Origin of the sequence: Aureimonas altamirensis (assembly GCF_001463885.1) — a bacterium.
GTDB lineage: Bacteria > Pseudomonadota > Alphaproteobacteria > Rhizobiales > Rhizobiaceae > Aureimonas > Aureimonas altamirensis.
The window spans coordinates 58,119-77,895 of sequence record NZ_BBWQ01000018.1 but is presented as its reverse complement, the minus strand read 5'-3'; the positions used below and the strand labels follow the sequence as shown (position 1 = coordinate 77,895).

Sequence of the window (19,777 nt, the reverse complement as noted above, 5' to 3'; positions counted from 1 at the left end):
TCCAAGGCAGCGTTGGGCTGGCGCAACGCTTTTCTGCTTCGCCCCGATGCCGGCGGCCCATAGAACAAGCCGACGCAATCCCCTTTAGCGAAACGGCGCATCGATTCCTATATCGAATATCTGAATGATTATTTTTCGGGCCACTTGATCGAGGCTTGTAGCGCCGCTATCTTCAGAAGTGCCCCCGGGTGCTGTTACACCCGAGGGCTTTTCACTACCTGACCAGAATAATCACCCGGAGCTTGGCCTGCCAGCCGCTCCGGGTTTTTCTGATGTGTAGCGTGATCACGAACGGTAGAACCATCGCTCTCACTCCTGATCGAGGACAAGCCTGTTGCCTCAGCCTTGGAGGCTCATCGTCCAAGGCAGCGTTGGGCTGGCGCAACGCTTTTCTGCTTCGCCCCGATGCCGGCCGCCCATAGCACAAGCCGACGTAATCGCCTTTAGCGAAACGGCGCATCGATTCCTATATCGAATATCTGAATGATTATTTTTTGGGCCACTTGATCGAGGCTTGTAGCGCCGCTATCTTCAGAAGTGGCCCCCAGGTGCTCTAACACCCGAGGGCCTTTCACTACACTGTCAGAAATATTATCCGGAGCTTGGCCAGCCAGCCGCTCCGGGTTTTTCTGATGCGCAGCGTGATTACGATCGGTAGAACCATCGCTCTCACTCCTGATCGAGGACAAGCCTGTTGCCTCAGCCTTGGAGGCTCATCGTCCAAGGCAGCGTCGGGCTGGCGCAACGCTTTTCTGCTTCGCCCCGATGCCGGCCGCCCATAGGACGCGCCGACGCAATCGCCTTTAGCGAAAAGGTGCTAGGATTCCTATATCTGATATGAGTTAGTCGACCGGTCGACTTGATGCAGGACCGGAAGCCGATTATTGTCAGGAGTGTCCCCGAGCGACGCACCCGGGGACGTTGCACTACTTAATGAGAAGCATGATCCGGAGCTTGGCCTGCCAGCCGCTCCGGGTCTTTCTCACGTGTAGCGTGATCACGATTGGTAGAACCATCGCTCTCACTCCTCATCGAGGACAAGCCTGTTGCCTCAGCCTTGGAGGCTCATCGTCCAAGGCAGCGTCGGGCTGGCGCAACGCTTTACTGCTTTGCCCCGATGCCGCGCTCGTAGCAGGCAAAATACAGGAGGTCGATTGCCGTCCTGCAACTTTATTCCTATAAAGCTAATCGGCCCGATGGGGAGCTGGCACTCCCACACCGGGCCTAACCGTAACGCTCTTTCACGGAGTTCAGAGCATCATGGCTAATCCATCCTCTAACATATTTCCTCCACCGTCTGCATCATTCCTTCCGCCCTTGGAAGGCTGATGCACGTCCGGTTCAAGACCGGCGAATGGAGGCTTATCCCCGGACGTCTCATCGAGACGGAAGACGGCTATCTCCTGCCGGTGGATGCATTCACGGGCATTGCCCACAGAATCGTTCCCGAAGACCTGCTTTTCGTCGCGCGCAAGCTGGTGAAGACAGCAGCTCAACGGCGTTGGCAGATCCGCCAGTCGCAACTCAACCGGATGCGGCTTGAGCTCGCAAGGGAGTGCATCCAGCACGCCCTCGCGGATTGGGAAGTGAACTACTATTAGAGGTTGGCGGTGGGGCGGTTTCGTCCGCGCTTCCGCCCCCTCGCCCAAGGCGAGCGGCCAGGCCCGCCGTCAGCCCTGCGGCGGCGGCACGCTGGAATCGTCTCGGCAATCTTTCAGCCAGACATCGTAGACCGGATGCTCCACGGCATTCAGGCCCGGTGAATCCGCAAACATCCACCCGGTAAAGATACGCCGGATTTCACGCTCCAGGGTAATCTCGTCCACCTCTACGAAGCTGTCGGTCTTGGGCGCTTCGTCCGGCGAACGGCTGTAGCAGACGCGCGGCGTAACCTGCAGGGTGCCGAACTGCACAGTCTCGTTCACATAGGCGTCGAAACTGGTGATCCGGCCCGTAATCTTGTCGAGCCCCGAAAACACGGCAACGCGGTTTTCCAGCCGTGCTGCGTCAGCCGGTATCGCAGCCACGACGACAGCCACGGCAGCGAATGCCGTTCGCTTGCAGAAGGTGGAAAGGCTCACGGCTGCCAGGCGTCGTAATCGCCGGTAACGCGCGGGCGCTCCGCCGTGTTGAGAAGCGATCCCTTGGGGCGGTAGGCCAGCCCGGTGCCCGTCAGGTTTTGCTGATGCGGCTTCTGCCACGCGCGCGGCTGATAATCTTCCTGCGAGGGCGGGGTATCCACACGGAAATGCATCCAGCCGTGCCAGCCGGTTCCGATGGCCGTTGCCTCGACGGGGCCATTGAAGACGACCCACCGACGCGACCCGTCGGCATTCTGGTAGAAGACGTTGCCGCGCTCATCCTCGCCCACGCGCTTGCCGAAGCGCCAGGTGTAAAAGCGGGTTCCGATGGTCTGGCCGTGCCACCAGGTGAACGTTTCCAGGAGCCAGTCTTTCAACTTCATCGCGTCATTCCCGGTTTGCCGGGCGTGCCCGGCCTTGCCTGATCTGCATATGCGCCGACACGGCACAAATGTCCAATCAATCCAGCCCCAGCCGCGCCTTGACCAGGTCGTTCACGGCCTGAGGATTGGCTTTGCCGCCCGTCGCTCTCATCACCTGCCCGACAAACCAGCCAGCCAGCGTCGGCTTGGCCCTGGCCTGCTCGACCTTGTCCGGATTGGCCGCGATCACCTCGTCCACGGCCTTCTCGATCGCGCCCGTATCCGTCACCTGCTTCAGGCCCCGGCTTTCCACGAGCTCGCGCGGGTCGCCGCCCTCCGTCCAGACGATCTCGAACAGGTCCTTGGCGATCTTGCCGGAAATGACCCCTTCGCGGATCAGGTCCAGCACGGCACCCATCTGCGCGGCGCTAACCGGAGTCTGGTCGATGGAAAGCCCATTCTTGTTGAGCGCGCCCAGAAGATCGTTGATCACCCAGTTCGCCGCCTGCTTGGCGTCGCGCCCTTCGGCAACCTGCTCGAAAAAGTCGGCAATCGCCTTTTCCGACACGAGGATGGACGCGTCGTAGGCCGAGAGGCCTCCGGCGATCAGGCGTGCGCGCTTGTCGTCCGGCAGTTCGGGCAGCTTTTCACCCAGCGCCGCTACGAACGCGTCGTCGAACTCCAGCGGCAGAAGATCCGGGTCCGGGAAGTAGCGGTAGTCGTGCGCGTCTTCCTTGGTGCGCATCGATCGCGTTTCGCCCTTGGCCGGGTCGAAGAGGCGCGTTTCCTGCTCCACCGTCCCGCCATCCTCGATCAGGGCAATCTGCCGACGAGCCTCGGTTTCGACGGCCTGTCCGACGAAGCGGATGGAATTGACGTTCTTGATCTCGCACCGCATCCCGAACTCGCCCCCCGGACGGCGCACCGACACGTTGACGTCGGCGCGCATGGAGCCCTGATCCATGTTGCCGTCGCAGGTGCCGAGATAGCGCAGAAGCGTACGAAGCTTGGTCAGGTAGGCGCGTGCCTCTTCCGCCGAGCGGATATCGGGCTTGGAGACGATCTCCATCAGCGCGACGCCCGAGCGGTTCAGGTCCACGTAGGACATGGTGGGATGCTGGTCGTGCATCGACTTGCCGGCATCCTGCTCGAGGTGCAGGCGCTCGATGCCCACCTCGATCTCCTCGAACTCGCCTTTCGAATCCGGCCCAACGGACACCTTGACGATGCCTTCGCCGACGATCGGCTGTTGGAACTGCGATATCTGGTAGCCCTGCGGCAGATCGGGATAGAAGTAGTTCTTCCGATCGAAGACCGAGCGATTGTTGATCTTCGCCTTCAGGCCGATTCCGGTACGAACGGCCTGCCGGACGCACTCCTCGTTGATGACCGGCAGCATGCCGGGCATCGCCGCGTCGACCAGGCTGACATTCTCGTTCGGCCCGGCGCCGAAGGTGGTGGAGGCACCGGAAAACAGCTTCGCCTCGGACAGGACCTGGGCGTGGACTTCCATTCCGACGATGATTTCCCAATCGCCGGTGGCGCCGGAAATAAACTTCTTCGGATCGGGTATGCGCGTATCGACGATGGTCATTCAACTATCTCGTATCGTTCGACGCAGCCGCATGACGGCGCATCCTGTCTTGCCGGAAAGATTCGCCTACCACCATCTGGCAGGCGTGAAACGTCCCGCCGCCTGCTCGATCACCGAGGCCGTCGCAAACAGCGTCTCTTCGTCGAAGGGGCGGCCGATCAACTGCAGCGCCAGCGGCGTGCCCTGCCCCGACAGCCCTGCCGGCACGGCGATGCCCGGCAGGCCCGCCATGTTGACCGTAACGGTGAACACGTCGTTCAGGTACATCTTGACCGGGTCGGAATTCATCTCTTCGTCGCCGATGGCGAAGGCCGCGCTGGGCGTTGCCGGCGTCAGCAGCGCATCCACGCCATCCGCGAAGACGGTCTCGAAATCCCGCTTGATCAGCGTGCGGATTTTCTGCGCTTTCAGGTAATAGGCGTCGTAGTAGCCCGCCGACAGCACATAGGTGCCGATCAGGATGCGGCGCTTGACCTCCGCCCCAAAGCCGGCCGCCCGCGTGTTCTCGTACAGCGAGGCGATGTCCTTGCCGGGCACGCGCAGGCCGTAGCGCACGCCATCATAACGCGCCAGGTTGGACGACGCCTCTGCCGGAGCCACGATGTAATAGGCCGGCAGGGCATATTTCGTATGGGGCAGCGACACGTCCACGATGTCCGCGCCAGCATCGCGCAGCCACGCAATGCCCTGTTGCCAAAGCGCCTCGATCTCTTCCGGCATGCCGTCCACGCGGTACTCGCGCGGGATGCCGATGCGCATTCCCTTCACCGACCGGCCGACCGAAGCCTCGTAATCCGGAACGGGCCGGTCCACCGAGGTGGTGTCCTTGTCGTCCACCGAGGCCATCGATTTCAGCAAAATGGCGGCATCGCGGACATCGCGCGCGATGGGGCCGGCCTGATCCAGCGACGAGGCGAAAGCCACCGTACCCCAGCGCGAGCAGCGGCCATAGGTGGGCTTGATTCCGACCGTTCCGGTGAAGGCAGCCGGCTGGCGGATGGAGCCGCCGGTATCGGTGGCCGTCGCGCCGGCGCACAGATGCGCAGCGACGGCCGCGGCCGAACCACCGGACGACCCGCCGGGAACGAGGTTCCGGTTGGAGCCCTCGGCGCGCCAGGGGTTGACCACCGGGCCGTAATGGCTGGTCTCGTTGGACGAGCCCATGGCGAACTCGTCCATGTTGAGTTTGCCGAGCATTACCGCGCCATCGGCCCACAGATTGGCCGTGACGGTGGATTCGTAGCGGGGGCGAAAGCCGTCCAGGATATGGCTGGCCGCCTGGGTGTGCTCGCCCTCGGTGGCGAACAGGTCCTTGACGCCGAGGGGGATACCCTCCAGCGCGCCGGCCGTGCCGGCTGCCAACCGCGCGTCCGAGGCCTGCGCCATGCCCCGCGCCTTGTCGGCGGTAACGCTGACATAGGCGTTGAAGGCCGGGTTCGCGGCTTCGATCGCGGCGAGATAGGCGTCGGTCAGCTCGACGGCGGACAGGCTGCGCGCCTTCAGCGCATCGCGCGCTTCTGCAATGGTAAGGCTTGTCGGTTCGGTCATCGTGATATCGCAGTTCTTGAAAGCGTGGACGGGCGGTTGACTGGCCTACTCGACCACTTTCGGCACGACGAAATAATTGTCTTCGGACGCGGGCGCATTGGCGAGGATGTCGGCCACCTTGTTGCCGTCCGTCACGCTATCCTGCCGCTTCTTCATGGCCATGGGCGTCACCGAGGTCATCGGCTCCACGCCCTCGACATCCACTTCGCCCAGTTGCTCGACGAAGCCGAGAATGGCGTTCAACTCGCCCTGCATCGAATCGAGCTGGTCTTCGGAAACGGCGATGCGCGCCAGGCGGGCGACGCGACGGACGGTTTCTTTATCGACGGACACGGGTACGGCCTTCCAAACAGGGATGACGAGGTTTGCCCCGTCGCTATATCGGGCCGGGCGTCCGGGGGCAACGGTGCCACCCGAACGCACTTTGGCTGCAGGGCGTCAAACCTCGAAGGGCACGCCGATCCGCGGCTTGAGGACGCGCGATGCGTCCTCGTCCATGGCTTCCTCGAAACGCTCGGTGCCCTGGTCGAGCGGCGGGAACGTGCCCCAATGGATCGGCACGATCTTCTGGAAGGTGAAGTAGCGGCGGCAGGCAAGCGCCGCGACGGCCGCGCCCATGGTGAAGCGATCGCCCATCGGCACCAGGCCGATCTGCGGGTGATGCAACTCCTGGATCAGGGCCATGTCGCCGAAGATGTCGGTATCGCCCATGTGATAGATGCTGGGCCCGTCGGAAAAATGGAAGACCAGCCCGTTCGGCATTCCAAGATAGGTTACCTGCCCGTCCTCCTCGACATTGCCGGAAGAGTGGAATGCCTGGGTGAAGGTGACGGAAAAGTCGTCGAAGCGGAGTGTGCCGCCGGTATTGCCGGGCTCCACGTTTGCAACGCCCTTTCCGGCCAGCCAGCTTGCCAGCTCGAAATTGCCGATCACGCGCGCATCGGTCTGCCGGGCTATTTCCAGCGTATCGCCAACATGGTCGGAATGACCGTGCGTCAGCGCGATATGCGTGACGCCCTTTGCCACCTCGGCGACATCGCCGGTGAAGTGGCGATTCCCCGTCAGGAACGGATCGACGAGAATCGTGCTCGATCCGGCCTCGATCCGGAAGGCCGAATGGCCGTAATAGGTCAGTCTCATGCTAGAAGCGCTCCGCGTGCGTGATACGCCATATGTGACGCCACACCCCGGAGGATCAAGAACCGATGGCCATCGTGGAAATTGCGGATCTTTCCGCCCTTCTGCCCGCCGGAACCGTGGTTGCCGGGCTCGACCTCGGCACCAAGACCATCGGCCTTGCCGTGTCGGACCTCGGCCTGCGGTTCGCCACGCCGCGCCCCGTGCTGGCCCGCGTGAAGTTCACCCAGGATGCGGTGGCCCTGCGCAAGGCGCTGGACGAAGCCCGCTGCGGCGCCATCGTGCTGGGGCTGCCGCTCAACATGGATGGCAGCGAAGGGCCGCGTGTCCAGTCGACACGGGCGTTCGCGCGCAATTACAGCCGGCTGGACGAGAGGCCCATCGCCTTCTGGGACGAGCGGCTTTCCACCGTCGCGGCCGAGCGCGGCATGATCGAGGCCGACCTGTCGCGCCGCAAGCGCGCCGCGAAGATCGATTCGGCGGCGGCTGCCTTCATCCTGCAAGGTGCGCTCGACAGGCTGGCCGGGCTGGCCTATGAGCAGGACTCGATATGAGCCCAGCACAGACCACCCCCGCCCCGACGCGCCGGCACCTGACCGGGATCGCGCAGCTTTCGCTGCCGGAAATCCACCATTTGCTCGATCTCGCCGACAGCGAGATCGCCGTCAGCCGCTCGCGCGACAAGAAGAAGTCCGCCCTGAAGGGGCGTACGCAGATCAACCTCTTCTTCGAAGCGTCCACCCGCACGCAATCGTCGTTCGAGCTGGCAGGCAAACGCCTCGGCGCCGACGTCATGAACATGTCGGTGGCCAATTCCTCGGTGAAGAAGGGTGAAACCCTCGTCGATACGGCAATGACGCTGAATGCGATGCGGCCCGATATCCTCGTGGTGCGCCATCACGCAGCCGGCGCGGTGGCGCTGCTGGCACAGAAGGTCGATTGCTCCGTCGTCAATGCCGGCGACGGTGCACACGAGCATCCGACGCAGGCGCTTCTGGACGCGCTCACCATCCGGCGTAGAAAAGGCCGTGTCGCCGGACTGTCCGTCGCCATCTGCGGCGACGTTCTGCACAGCCGCGTCGCACGGTCCAACATCCTGCTTCTCAACGCATTGGGCGCCGAAGTCCGCGTGGTTGGCCCATCCACCCTGATGCCATCCGGCATCGAGGACATGGGTGTCAGCGTCCACCGCAACATGGCCGAGGGCCTGCGCGACGTCGACGTGGTGATGATGTTGCGCCTTCAGCGCGAGCGCATGGAGGGTGCGTTCGTGCCCTCTGTCCGCGAATATTTCCGGCATTTCGGACTGGACGCCGAAAAGCTTTCGCTGGCACGGCCCGATGCGCTTGTCATGCATCCCGGCCCCATGAACCGCGGTGTGGAAATCGCCTCCGGCATTGCCGACGGGCCGCAAAGCGTGATCGAGGAACAGGTGGAAATGGGCGTCGCCGTGCGCATGGCCGTCATGGAATGGCTGGCCGGAAACGACGGAGACAATGCATGAGAACCCGCCCGCTCGTCATTGAAAATGCAAGGATAATCGACCCGTCGCGCAATCTGGACGAGGTCGGCGCGATCATCGTTCGGGACGGCGTGGTGGCGGCCTGCGGGCGCGATGCCCTGAATGCCGGCCATCCCGACGGCGCCGATGTCATCGACGCGCGCGGCCTTCTTGCCATGCCGGGCCTTGTGGATGCCCGGGTGTTCATCGGCGAACCGGGTTTCGAGCATCGCGAGACGATCCATTCGGTCGGAGAGGCTGCGGCGGCCGGAGGCGTCACCTCCATCCTGACCATGCCGGACACAAACCCGGTAATCGACGAGGTTGCGCTGGCGCAGTTCGTCATGCGCACCGCGCGCGAGACATGCGCCGTCAACGTGTTTCCCTCCGCCGCACTGACGCGCGGCCTGCTGGGCCAGGAAATGTCGGAGATCGGCATTCTTACCGAGGCCGGGGTCCATACATTCACCGAGGGGCGCCGCACCCTGTCCAATCCGGCGCTGATCCGCCGCATCATGACTTATGTGCGCGATTTCGACGCCTTGTTCTGCCACGAGACACAGGATGAGGCGCTGACCGGCTCGGGCGTGATGAACGAAGGGCTGCTCGCCTCATGGCTGGGCTTGCCGGGCATCCCGCGCGAGGCCGAAACCATACCGCTGGAACGCGACCTGCGGTTGGCCGCGCTGACGGGCGTTCGATATCACGCGGCGCAGCTTTCGTGCGGCCTGTCGGTGGATGCCATGCGCCTCGCCAAGGACAAGGGCGTGTCGGCGACCGCGGGCGTCTCCATCAACCACTTGACGCTGAACGAAAACGATATCGGTGAGTATCGCACCTTCTTCCGCCTGTCGCCGCCACTGCGCCGCGAGGAAGACAGGCAGGCCATGGTGGATGCGCTGGTCGACGGTACGCTGGACATTATCGTTTCCTCGCACGATCCGCAGGATGCCGACGTGAAGCGCCGCCCCTTTGCCGAGGCAGCGGCCGGCGCCATCGGCCTGGAAAGCCTTTTGCCTGCGGCCTTGCGGCTGTATCACTCCGGCGCAGTGCCCCTGATGCGCCTGCTTTCCGCCTTGACAATCGGTCCGGCGCGGCTGCTGAAGCTGGATGGCGGTACGCTGGCGCCGGGCAAGCCGGCCGACATCGCCCTCGTCGATCTGGACCGGCCTTTCATCTTCGGCCCCGGCGATATCCGCTCGTTGCAGAAAAACACCGCATTCGAAAATGCCCGCTTCCAGGGCCGTGCCGTCTGTACCATCGTCGGCGGAAAGGTCGTCTATCGATTGGCGGAGGATGATGCATGATAGCGATGCCGGGGGACCTGTCCGTACAGACCGCGTTACTGGCCGCATGCATCGGCTATCTATGCGGCAGCATACCCTTCGGCCTCGTGCTGGCACGGGCCTTCGGCTTTGGGGATATCCGCAAGATCGGCTCCGGCAATATCGGCGCCACCAATGCCTTAAGAACCGGCAACAAGCCATTGGCCGCGCTGACTTTGGCCGGCGATATCCTCAAGGGCACAGTCCCCGTCCTGGTGTGCTGGCGCTGGGGTGTCGAGGCTGCCTGCACGGCGGGCCTTTTTGCCTTTCTCGGCCATCTCTTTCCCGTCTGGCTGGGTTTCAAGGGTGGCAAGGGTGTCGCCACCTATATCGGCATTCTGCTGGGCCTTGCCCCCTTGGGCGTCGCCATCTTTGTGGCCGTCTGGCTCGGGATGGCGCTGCTGTTTCGCTATTCATCGCTGGCGGCCCTGACGGCGACACTCGTCGTTCCGGTCGCCCTCTGGCTGCTGGGATATGACATCATAGCGGGTCTGGCAGCACTTCTGACCGTACTGGTTTACCTGAAGCATCATGCCAACATCCGCCGCCTTGCCTCTGGAACCGAAGCGAAAATTGGTTCGAAGGGCTGAACGCAATGCCCTCGGATGCGGTCCTTCCGGATGAAGAGAAGCTGGCCCGCCTGCAACTCGCGCGCGGACGGGGCATCGGGCCTGCAAGCTTCAAGGCGCTGATCGCCGCGCATGGCGATGCCGTAAGCGCGGTACGGGCGATCTCGGACCGGGGCGGCAACGCCGGCCGCCGCTTCCAGCCGGCAGACCGTGCGCAGGCCGAAACGGAAATCGAGAAGGCCACGCGCTTCGGCGCACGCATCCTCTTTCATGGCGAGGCCGATTATCCGCCTGCTCTGGCGCGGCTGACGCCGCCGCCACCCGTGTTGACGGTGATGGGCGATGCAGCCCTGCCGAAGCGGCGGGCGCTTGCCATCGTCGGCGCACGCAATGCTTCTCTGGCCGGCAGCCGCCTCGCGCGCAGCCTTGCAGAGGCCGCGGGCCAGGCCGGGCTGTCGGTCGTGTCCGGCCTGGCGCGCGGGATAGACGCCGCAGCGCATGAGGGCAGCCTTGCCACCGGCACGGCAGGCATCTTCGCCGGCGGGCTCGACAGGCCGTATCCCCCCGAGAACAAGCCGCTCATGCGGCGGATCCTCGATCATGGCGGGTGCCTGATATCGGAAATGCCATTCGGCTGGACGGCCCGTGCGGCCGATTTTCCACGCCGCAACAGGCTGGTGGCCGGGCTCGCGGATGGCTTACTGGTGGTTGAGGCCGCCTTGCGTTCCGGCTCTCTCATCAGCGCCCGCCTGGCGCAGGAGATGGGACGGCCGGTGATGGCTGTTCCCGGCTCTCCGCTCGACGCTCGGGCGGCGGGGCCGAACCTTCTGATCCGCCAGGGCGCGGTTTTGATACGCGACGGAGCCGACCTCGCCGAGGCGCTCGGGCTGGAGGCTGGGCCACAAACCGGCCTTTGCAGCGCGATCGGCGTCGAGGGCGTTGTGGCCGCAGAAGACAGCATCGTTGTCGATGCTCTGGGCACGGCACCGGTGACCGTGGACGAGCTGGTGGCGCATACGGGCAGCTCCGCGCGCCGCATCCAGCAGTTGTTGATGGAGCTGGATCTGGCGGGCCGGTTGCAGCGTCATGCCGGTGGTCGGGTATCGCTTTACCGTTGATCTGCCGGCCGGCGGATTCCACTGTCGGACTTGACCGGCGCAACCGCGCTGTCCATGTGAGCGCAGCACCATGATTCGGGCGGGGTGGTGGAATCGGCCGCCCCGCAACAAACATCCGGGACACATTGCCTATGGACGTCGTCATCGTCGAATCGCCGGCCAAAGCGAAGACGATCAACAAGTATCTTGGAAGCGACTACAAGGTATTCGCTTCGTTCGGGCATGTGCGCGACCTGCCGCCCAAGGACGGCTCCGTGCGTCCGGACGACGACTTTTTCATGGAATGGGAAGTCGACAAGCCGAGCCAGAAGCGGTTGAGCGAAATCGCCCAGGCGGTCAAAAGCGCGGATGGCGTCATCCTCGCCACCGACCCCGACCGCGAGGGCGAGGCCATTTCCTGGCATGTGCTGGAGGTTTTGCGGCAGAAGCGCGTCATCGGCCAGAAGCCGGTACGCCGCGTCGTCTTCAACGCCATCACCAAGCAGGCCGTGCTGGAAGCCATGGCCAACCCGCGCGAGATCGACGCGCCGCTGGTGGACGCCTATCTGGCGCGCCGCGCGCTGGACTACCTCGTCGGCTTTACCCTTTCGCCCGTATTGTGGCGCAAATTGCCGGGCGCACGGTCGGCCGGCCGTGTGCAGTCGGTGGCGCTGCGCCTCGTCTGTGACCGCGAATCCGAGATCGAGCGCTTCAAGCCGGAAGAATACTGGAAAATCCTCGCCCGGCTCGAAACACCACGCTCCGAAGGCTTCACCGCGCGGCTGACCGGTTTCGACGGCAAGAAGCTTGACAGGCTGGGCGTCAACAATGGCGAGCTGGCGGGCAAGATCGGCTCCATGCTGGAGGGGGCAAGCTTCCGCGCCACGGGTGTCGAAGCCAAGCCCACGAAGCGCAATCCCGGCCCGCCCTTCACCACCTCGACGCTGCAGCAGGCAGCCTCCGCCAAGCTCGGCTTCTCGGCATCGCGCACGATGCAGGTGGCGCAGCGCCTGTACGAAGGCATGGATATTGGTGGCGAGACCGTCGGTCTCATCACCTATATGCGTACGGACGGCGTCCAGATGGCGCCGGAGGCGGTCACCGCCGCGCGCAAGGCGATCGCCTCCACCTTCGGCGAGCGGTATCTGCCAGAGAAGCCACGCTTCTATTCCACCAAGGCCAAGAACGCGCAGGAAGCGCACGAGGCGATCCGCCCCACCAGCTTCGACCGCCATCCGAAGGATATGGAGCGGTTTCTGGACAGGGATCAGGCGCGGCTCTACGAACTCGTCTGGAAGCGGGCCATCGCCAGCCAGATGGCGTCGGCCGAGATCGAGCGCACCACGGTCGACATCCTGGCCGAGAACGGCGGCAGCAAGGCCAATCTGCGCGCCACCGGCTCGGTCATCCGGTTCGACGGCTTTATCGGAGCCTATATCGACCACCGGGACGACAGCCGCCCCACGGCGGACGCGCAGGATGACGACGATGAGTCGGCGCGCCTGCCGGAAGTGCGCGAGGGCGAAGACCTCAAGCGCCTCGGCATCGATTCCAGCCAGCACTTCACCGAGCCGCCCCCGCGCTACTCGGAAGCATCGCTGATCAAGAAGATGGAAGAGCTCGGCATCGGCCGGCCGTCCACCTATGCGGCCACGTTGCAGACGCTGGAGGACCGCGAATACATCGTGCAGGATAAGCGTAAGCTGCTGCCGGACTCCAAAGGCCGGCTGGTGACGGCCTTCCTGCACAACTTCTTCGACAAGTATGTCGAGTATGACTTCACCGCCGACCTGGAAGGCAAGCTCGACCAGATCTCCGCGGGAGAGCTGTCGTGGAAGGATGTGCTGCGCGAGTTCTGGCGCGACTTCTCCTCGCATGTCGACCAGACCAAGGAGCTGCGCGTCACCGACGTGCTCGACGCGCTGAACGAGGAACTGGCGCCGCTGGTCTTCCCGGAGCGGGAAGATGGCGGAGACCCGCGCATCTGCCCCCGTTGCGGCAATGGCAAGCTGTCGTTGAAGCTCGGCCGCTTCGGCGCCTTCGTGGGCTGCTCCAACTATCCGGAATGCGGCTTCACGCGGCAGCTTGGCACCCATATGTCGGCCGAGGCGGCCGACACCACCAATGACCCGCAGGAATTGGGCACCGACCCGGTCACGGGCGAGGCGATCACGCTTCGCAACGGGCGTTTCGGACCGTATGTCCAGCGTGGCGATGGCAAGGAAGCCAAACGTTCGTCCCTTCCGAAAGGCTGGGTGCCGGCCGAACTCGACCTCGACAAGGCATTGAAGCTCATCAACCTGCCGCGCGAAGTCGGAACCCACCCGGAAAGCGGCAAACCCATCCTGGCCGGCCTTGGCCGCTATGGTCCGTTCCTGCAGCATGACGGGGCATACGCCAACCTCGAATCCATCGAGGACGTATTCTCCGTCGGCCTCAACCGCGCCGTCACCGTGCTGGCTGAAAAGAAGGAGCGCGGCGGACGCGGGCGCTCGACGCCGGCCGCCATCGCGACGCTTGGCGAGCATCCTGCCATCGGCGGTCCCATCACCGTGCGTGACGGGCGCTTCGGCCCCTATGTCAATGCCGGCAAGGTGAACGCCACCCTGCCCAAGGGCAAGGATCCTGCCAGCGTCACGCTGGAAGAGGCGATCCAGCTTTTGAACGAGCGTGCCGAGAAGACCGGCGCAAAGGTAAAGAAGGCGCCGGCCAAGAAGGCGGCGTCGCCGAAGACCAAGGCCAAGGCTGCGGCCAAGCCCCGCGCCAAGGCAAAGGCCGGCGCGAAGGCGAAGGCGGATAAGGAGTAGCATGGCGCGTCGCCCGAAGGGAGAATCCCGGCAGCCGGACAAGGGCCGGCCGGACCTTACCCGCGAGGAAGTCTTGCGCTTCATTGCGGAAAACCCCACCCGGGCGACGAAGCGCGATATCGCCAAGGCCTTCGGCATCAAGGGCGACATGCGCGCCGCGCTGAAGGACATACTGAACGATCTTCAGGCCGAGGGTCTTCTGGAAGGCGGACGCAAGAGCTACTCGACGCCGGGCGCGCGGCCGGCGATCGGCGTACTCGACGTGCGCAGCCGCGACGACGAGGGAGGGCTTCTTGCCGATCCGGTCTCGTGGAACGAGGACGAACTTGGCGAGACGCCTCGTTTCCGCCTGCGCCAGCCAAGCAGCGGCCCGGCAGCCGGCGTCGGCGACAGGGTTTTGGCGCATCTAGACTATGACGCAGACGGTGGACCATCGGCGCGGGTGATCCGCGTTCTGGATCGCCGCAAGGCGCTGGCACTGGGCGTATTCCGCAGCCGCCGTGGCGGCGGTGGCCGTGTCGAACCGGTGGAACGCCAGCAGCCCGAATTCATGGTGGCTGCCGACGATGTGAAGGGCGCCCGCGACGGAGACCTGGTGGAGGTGGAGCCGCACCGCGTCCACAAGGCCGGCCTGCCAACGGCAAGCGTGGTCGACGTCCTGGGCGCGCTCGGCACCGAAAAGGCCATCTCGGCTATCGCCCTTCATGCGCATGGTATTCCGCATGTCTTCCCCAAGGCGGTGATGGACGAGGCCGAGAAAGCCGGCGCGGCTGACATGGACCACCGGGAGGATTGGCGTGCGCTGCCGCTGGTGACCATCGACCCGCGCGACGCCAAGGATCATGACGACGCCGTGCACGCCGTGCCCGACACCGACCCGGCCAATCCCGGCGGGCATGTGGTGACGGTCGCCATCGCCGACGTGTCCTGGTACGTGCGGCCGGGCACGAAACTGGATGCCGAAGCGCGGTTGCGCGGCAATTCCGTCTACTTTCCCGACAGGGTCGTGCCGATGCTGCCCGAGCGCATCTCGAACGATCTTTGCTCGCTGCGCGAAGGGGTAGACCGACCGGCCATCGCGGTGCGCATGGTGTTCCGCAGCGATGGCGGCAAAGTCAGTCATCGCTTCCACCGCATCATGATGCGCAGCCACGCCAAGCTGGCCTACGAGGATGCGCAGGCCGCCATCGACGGCGCCCCCGGCGACGTCCCCGCAGAGCTTGTCTCCACTGTGCTGCGGCCGCTGTGGAACGCCTATGCGGCGCTGTCCGACGCGCGCCGGCGCCGCCAGCCGCTGGAACTGGACCTGCCGGAGCGCAAGCTGAAACTGCGCCCGGACGGCAAGGTGGACCGCGTGATCGTGCCGGAGCGGCTGGATGCGCACCGCCTGATCGAAGAGATGATGATCCAGGCCAACGTGGCTGCCGCCGAAACGCTGGAGAACGCGCGCCAGGCACTGATCTACCGCGGCCACGATTCCCCGTCCCTGGCGCGGCTGGAATCGCTGCGCGAGTTTTTGCGCTCATTGGAGATTCCGCTGGCGAAAAGCGGCGCCCTGCGCCCCTCGCACTTCAACGAGATCCTGGCGCAGGTGCGCGATACGGAGCACGAGAGCCTCGTCAACGAGGTGGTTTTGCGCTCGCAGAGCCAGGCGGCCTACACGCCGGAGAATATCGGCCATTTCGGCCTGAACCTGATGCGCTACGCGCATTTTACGTCGCCGATCCGCCGCTACGCGGATTTGATCGTGCACCGCGCGCTGGTCACCGCACTCGGCCTCGGGCAAGGCGGCCTCAGCCGCCAGGACGAGGAAAGCCTGGAGGCGACGGCCGAAGAGATTTCGAAGGCCGAGCGCCGTGCCATGGCGGCCGAGCGTGATACGGTCGACAGGCTGATCGCCCATCATCTGGCCGACCATCTGGGCGACAGCTTCGACGGGCGCATCACCGGCGTCACGCGGGCCGGCCTGTTCGTGCAGTTGCCGACCTTCGGCGCGGACGGTTTCGTACCGATGGGCAGCCTTGGCAATGATTACTACCATTACGACGAAACGGGCCATATGATCGTCGGACAACGCACCCAGCTCGGTTACAGGCTGGGCGACGCGGTAGAAGTCCGGCTGGTGGAGGCCATCCCCCTGGCCGGGTCCATGCGCTTCCAGATGCTGAGCGAGCCCAGGAAGTTGCCGGGGTCGACCGCGTCGCACCACAAGGCGCGCGGACGCATGAAGCGGCCGGGCGGCAGAAGCGGCCCTCCCCATGGCCGCAGAAGGAGGGGTTGATGACGGTACGGCAGGAAACCCGACTGGAACTCGGCGGCAAGGCCGGGCAGCGGGATCTCGTCACCGCGCTGAAGCGCGGATTCCTGTGCCGTTGCCCCAATTGCGGCAAGGGCCGCCTGTTCAAGAGCTTCCTGCGCAGCGTCGATGCCTGCGCGCAATGCGGCGAAACCTACCATCACCATCGCGCCGACGATCTGCCGCCCTATCTGACGATCTTCATCGTCGGGCATGTGGTGGTTGCCCTGTTCATGGGGGTCGAAGAAATCGGCGACCTGCCATTGTGGGCGCATCTGGCCATCTGGGTTCCACTCACCACCGTCTTCACCCTTGCCCTGCTGCAGCCGATCAAGGGCGCCACGATCGGCCTGCAATGGGCCCTGCGCATGCACGGCTTCGGCGGCGAAGACGAGACGACGCACCACTGATCGCCATGGACGCGCCCGCCCGGATCAAACCCGCCATCCATGACGCCGCATCGCTGTTCGTCATCGACGCAAGCGGTAGCGAACCGCGCGTCCTGGCCGGGCGCCGGGCCTCGGGCCATGTCTTCATGGCCGGCAAGACTGTGTTTCCGGGCGGCCGTGTCGACAGGGACGACAGCCGGCTGGCGCGTCGCTACGAGATTTCCCCGCCGGCATGTGCGCGGCTGCTGGCCGGCGTGCGCCGTGGCTTCACCGCCAACCGCGCCACCGCGATAGCCCTTGCCGCTATCCGCGAAGGCTACGAAGAGGCCGGCATCATGATCGGCAGGCCGGGAACGTTCCGCGCACCCTGCCCGGCCTGGGCCGCCTTCGAGGAGCGCGCCATCCAACCCGCGCCCGACCTTCTGACGCCCGTGGCACGCGCCATCACGCCGCCGGGCCAGAAGCGCCGTTTCGACGCGCGCTTCTTTGCCGTGGATGCACGCCATATCGCATGGCGTACCGAGGCCGACGCGCTGCCGACCGACGAGCTGGACGACGTGGCCTGGATGAGTTTTGAGGAATTGCAGCGCCAGCCGCTGGCGGAAATCACGCAACTGATACTTTCCGGCCTTATACGGCGCATCGCAGACGGCAATCTGTTCGATTCGTCGGCTCCGATGGTCGTGCATCGCCGGCAGCCGAACGGCTTTCAAACCATTTTCGTCTGAGCGGCGGGACATCATGGATCACAATTCAGGGCGGCCATCGACGGGGCCGGACGAGGTTACCGACTGGCTCGGCGCCGCCGCCGCCATCGCCTCGATCACGGCGGTTGGCATAGCCCTGGGCCTCGGACTGCCACTCTTGAGCGTCATCCTGGAACGGCGCGGCGTGTCGTCCACCATGATCGGCCTCAACACCGCCGTGGCCGGCCTCGCCTCGCTGATCGCAACGCCCCTGACAACGCCGCTGGCCCGGCGCTTCGGCGTGCGGCAAACCATGATGGCTTGCATCGTCGCCGCATCGGCCTCGGCGCTCGGCTTCTATTACTTCACCTCGCTGGCGGCCTGGTTTCCGCTGCGGCTGGTGTTCCATTTCGCCGTCACGACGATGTTCGTCCTTTCGGAATTCTGGATCAACACGGCCGCGCCCCCGAAGCGGCGCGGGCTCGTGCTTGGCATCTACGCGACATGTCTGGCGCTGGGTTTTGCCGGCGGACCGTTCATCTTCTCGCAGGTCGGCTCGCAGGGCCTGACGCCCTTCGCACTGGGGGCCGGAATCATCCTGGCGGCGGCGATCCCGCTGATCGCGGCGTGGCGCCGCGAGCCGCCACTTGAGAAATCCCACCGCGATGCCGGCTTCCGCCGCCATATCTTTTCCGTGCCGGCCGCCACCGCGGCCGTGCTGGTATTCGGCGCGGTGGAAGCCGGAGGCTTTGCCCTCTTCCCCATCTTCGGCAGCCGGCTCGGCATGGACGAGGCGTCGGCGGCACAGCTTTTGACGGCGGTCGGGCTTGGCAGCGTCGCCCTGCAGATACCCATCGGCCTCGTGAGCGACCGCGTGCGGGACAGGCGGCACCTGCTGCTTCTGTTCGCCCTCGTCGGGCTTGCCGGCTCGCTCGCCCTGCCCTTCCTGTCGTTGAACTGGTGGGCCATGGCGGCGGTGCTTTTCGTGTGGGGCGGCGTCGTGGCCGGGCTCTACACGGTGGGGCTGGCGCATCTGGGCTCGCGCCTGTCCGGCGCGGACCTGGCGTCTGCCAATGCGGCCTTCATCTTCTGCTATTCGATCGGCATGCTGGTCGGCCCGCAATGGATCGGCGGCGCCATGGACATATTCGGCAGCAGCGGATTCGCGTGGTCCATCGCATCCATGTTCGCGGCCTATTTCGTTTTCATGGCGTTCCGACTGGCGAAAACAAGCGGAAGAACTTGACTTCGCAGCCTTTACGAGTAGTGTCCGCCGCAAATGCCGGCGGTGGGTGCACCGTTCTGCCGGTTCACCAATTCCCAAACGGATAGACCGCAATGGCCAAGGCAACCACGATCAAGATCAAGCTGCTCAGCACCGCTGACACCGGCTATTTCTACGTCACGACGAAGAACAGCCGTACGATGACCGAGAAGATGGTCAAGACCAAGTACGATCCGGTCGCGCGCAAGCACGTCGAGTTCCGCGAAGCGAAGATCAAGTAATCTTCTACGCGCCAGGGGCTCTGCCCTCATTGCATTGGGCCCGGCTTTGCCGGGCCTTTTCTGTTTATGCGGCGTCGCCCAGGAACTGCTTGATCGTATCGATGAAGTGCGTGACGGAGATGGGCTTGGAAATATAGGCCTCGCAACCGCCCTGCCGGATTCGCTCCTCGTCGCCCTTCATGGCGAATGCCGTAACGGCAATCACGGGAATCGACTTCAATGCGTCATCGGCCTTGAGCTTGCGGGTCACATCGAGACCTGAAATCTCCGGTAGCTGAATGTCCATCAGGATCAGGTCGGGCCGGTGCTCTCTCGCCAGATCCATCGCCGCCAGCCCGCTGCGCGTATGCACCGTCTTGTAGCCATTGGCTTCGATCAGGTCGCGGAAGAGCTTCATGTTCAGCTCATTGTCTTCGACGATCATCACTGTCTTGGACATCCGCAATACTCCAAAGTCCGGCCGATTTTGCGGACAGGCAGACTTCTCCCGCATCCTCGCATCGAGTCGTAGAACGATATCATTTAAGAATTGAGAATCGAGAACAACGCAAATTGTCGGACGCTTCTTCATGCTTGATTCACACGGCCGAAAGCCGCGCACCATGGCCCCGGAGGCAGCCGAAAGCCTGTCCATAGAAGGACTGTCTTTCCTGGCGCAGAACGAAGACGAATTTCTTCGTTTTCTGGCGCTGTCCGGGCTGACGGTGGGCGAGTTGCGGCAGGCGGCGCAAAGCAAGGCCTTTCTGGCCGGAGTCCTGGATTACATCCTCGGCAACGAAAAGACGCTTCTTGCCTTCGCGGCCCATGCCGACGTCTCGCCCGACAGCGTCGGGGCGGCCCGCAGCGCGCTTGCCCCGGTCTTTGGAACTTCCGATTGAG

At 64.4% G+C, this 19,777-nt stretch carries 20 protein-coding genes; 13 read left to right on the top strand and 7 right to left on the bottom strand.

The features are described 5' to 3' along the window. The first annotated feature begins 1,328 nt into the window (after window positions 1-1,328). Window positions 1,329-1,601: a hypothetical protein gene (locus tag AUL31_RS13230; RefSeq protein WP_060604092.1), complete on the top strand. Its 273-nt coding sequence runs from the start codon at window positions 1,329-1,331 to the stop codon at window positions 1,599-1,601. Between the two features lie 69 nt (window positions 1,602-1,670). Here AUL31_RS13230 and AUL31_RS13225 read toward each other — a convergent pair whose 3' ends face one another. The 6 genes from AUL31_RS13225 to AUL31_RS13200 all read right to left on the bottom strand — a co-directional run bounded on the left by AUL31_RS13225 (window position 1,671) and on the right by AUL31_RS13200 (window position 6,725). Then, complete coding sequence (locus tag AUL31_RS13225) at window positions 1,671-2,039, bottom strand: DUF2155 domain-containing protein (RefSeq protein WP_244489416.1); 369 nt, start codon at window positions 2,037-2,039, stop codon at window positions 1,671-1,673. A gap of 38 nt (window positions 2,040-2,077) precedes the next feature. Further along, a complete protein-coding gene (locus AUL31_RS13220; protein ID WP_409359969.1) occupies window positions 2,078-2,464 on the bottom strand; it encodes an NADH:ubiquinone oxidoreductase subunit NDUFA12 in 387 nt (128 codons plus the stop codon). A gap of 76 nt (window positions 2,465-2,540) precedes the next feature. Beyond that, window positions 2,541-4,037, bottom strand: coding sequence for an Asp-tRNA(Asn)/Glu-tRNA(Gln) amidotransferase subunit GatB (gene gatB / locus AUL31_RS13215; protein ID WP_060607330.1), 1,497 nt, complete (start codon window positions 4,035-4,037; stop codon window positions 2,541-2,543). Window positions 4,038-4,103: 66 nt separating this feature from the next. Then, window positions 4,104-5,585 carry an Asp-tRNA(Asn)/Glu-tRNA(Gln) amidotransferase subunit GatA gene (gatA, locus tag AUL31_RS13210; RefSeq protein ID WP_060607327.1) on the bottom strand — a complete coding sequence of 494 codons (1,482 nt, stop codon included), beginning with the start codon at window positions 5,583-5,585 and terminating at the stop codon, window positions 4,104-4,106. 45 nt (window positions 5,586-5,630) lie between these two features. Further along, window positions 5,631-5,918, bottom strand: coding sequence for an Asp-tRNA(Asn)/Glu-tRNA(Gln) amidotransferase subunit GatC (gene gatC, locus AUL31_RS13205; RefSeq protein ID WP_060607323.1), 288 nt, complete (start codon window positions 5,916-5,918; stop codon window positions 5,631-5,633). Between the two features lie 105 nt (window positions 5,919-6,023). Beyond that, on the bottom strand, window positions 6,024-6,725 hold the full coding sequence (locus AUL31_RS13200; protein ID WP_060607320.1) for a metal-dependent hydrolase: 702 nt from the start codon (window positions 6,723-6,725) through the stop codon (window positions 6,024-6,026). A 65-nt stretch (window positions 6,726-6,790) separates the two neighbouring features. Between AUL31_RS13200 and ruvX the strand changes: the two genes are divergently transcribed. The 11 genes from ruvX to rpmG all read left to right on the top strand — a co-directional run bounded on the left by ruvX (window position 6,791) and on the right by rpmG (window position 18,898). Further along, window positions 6,791-7,276 (top strand): Holliday junction resolvase RuvX, encoded by a 486-nt coding sequence (ruvX, locus tag AUL31_RS13195; RefSeq protein ID WP_060607316.1) that lies wholly within the window; start codon window positions 6,791-6,793, stop codon window positions 7,274-7,276. After that, window positions 7,273-8,226, top strand: coding sequence for an aspartate carbamoyltransferase catalytic subunit (locus tag AUL31_RS13190; protein ID WP_060607312.1), 954 nt, complete (start codon window positions 7,273-7,275; stop codon window positions 8,224-8,226). The genes ruvX and AUL31_RS13190 overlap by 4 nt, the downstream gene beginning before the upstream one ends. Next, window positions 8,223-9,530: a dihydroorotase gene (locus AUL31_RS13185; RefSeq protein WP_060607308.1), complete on the top strand. Its 1,308-nt coding sequence runs from the start codon at window positions 8,223-8,225 to the stop codon at window positions 9,528-9,530. Before AUL31_RS13190 ends, AUL31_RS13185 begins: the two co-directional genes overlap by 4 nt. Beyond that, window positions 9,527-10,138: a glycerol-3-phosphate 1-O-acyltransferase PlsY gene (gene plsY / locus AUL31_RS13180; RefSeq protein WP_060607305.1), complete on the top strand. Its 612-nt coding sequence runs from the start codon at window positions 9,527-9,529 to the stop codon at window positions 10,136-10,138. Before AUL31_RS13185 ends, plsY begins: the two co-directional genes overlap by 4 nt. A 5-nt stretch (window positions 10,139-10,143) precedes the next feature. Then, on the top strand, window positions 10,144-11,235 hold the full coding sequence (dprA, locus tag AUL31_RS13175; RefSeq protein ID WP_060607302.1) for a DNA-processing protein DprA: 1,092 nt from the start codon (window positions 10,144-10,146) through the stop codon (window positions 11,233-11,235). A gap of 131 nt (window positions 11,236-11,366) precedes the next feature. Continuing rightward, window positions 11,367-14,021, top strand: a complete 2,655-nt coding sequence (topA, locus tag AUL31_RS13170) for a type I DNA topoisomerase (protein WP_060607299.1) — start codon at window positions 11,367-11,369, stop codon at window positions 14,019-14,021. A gap of 1 nt (window position 14,022) precedes the next feature. Continuing rightward, a complete protein-coding gene (gene rnr, locus AUL31_RS13165) occupies window positions 14,023-16,302 on the top strand; it encodes a ribonuclease R (RefSeq protein WP_082646940.1) in 2,280 nt (759 codons plus the stop codon). Continuing rightward, on the top strand, window positions 16,302-16,727 hold the full coding sequence (locus AUL31_RS13160) for a DUF983 domain-containing protein (protein ID WP_060607293.1): 426 nt from the start codon (window positions 16,302-16,304) through the stop codon (window positions 16,725-16,727). Before rnr ends, AUL31_RS13160 begins: the two co-directional genes overlap by 1 nt. Window positions 16,728-16,732: 5 nt before the next feature. Beyond that, a complete protein-coding gene (locus AUL31_RS13155; protein ID WP_060607292.1) occupies window positions 16,733-17,434 on the top strand; it encodes an NUDIX hydrolase in 702 nt (233 codons plus the stop codon). Between the two features lie 13 nt (window positions 17,435-17,447). After that, window positions 17,448-18,638, top strand: a complete 1,191-nt coding sequence (locus AUL31_RS13150) for an MFS transporter (protein ID WP_060607290.1) — start codon at window positions 17,448-17,450, stop codon at window positions 18,636-18,638. A gap of 92 nt (window positions 18,639-18,730) precedes the next feature. Continuing rightward, window positions 18,731-18,898, top strand: a complete 168-nt coding sequence (rpmG, locus tag AUL31_RS13145) for a 50S ribosomal protein L33 (RefSeq protein WP_039190164.1) — start codon at window positions 18,731-18,733, stop codon at window positions 18,896-18,898. Window positions 18,899-18,962: 64 nt separating this feature from the next. On the opposite strand, the gene AUL31_RS13140 is transcribed toward rpmG, so the two are convergent. Then, complete coding sequence (locus AUL31_RS13140) at window positions 18,963-19,337, bottom strand: response regulator (protein WP_060607288.1); 375 nt, start codon at window positions 19,335-19,337, stop codon at window positions 18,963-18,965. Between the two features lie 130 nt (window positions 19,338-19,467). Here AUL31_RS13140 and AUL31_RS13135 point away from each other — a divergent pair, with 130 nt between their 5' ends. Further along, window positions 19,468-19,776, top strand: coding sequence for a DUF3572 domain-containing protein (locus tag AUL31_RS13135; protein ID WP_073469292.1), 309 nt, complete (start codon window positions 19,468-19,470; stop codon window positions 19,774-19,776). The last annotated feature ends 1 nt before the right edge of the window (window position 19,777 follow it).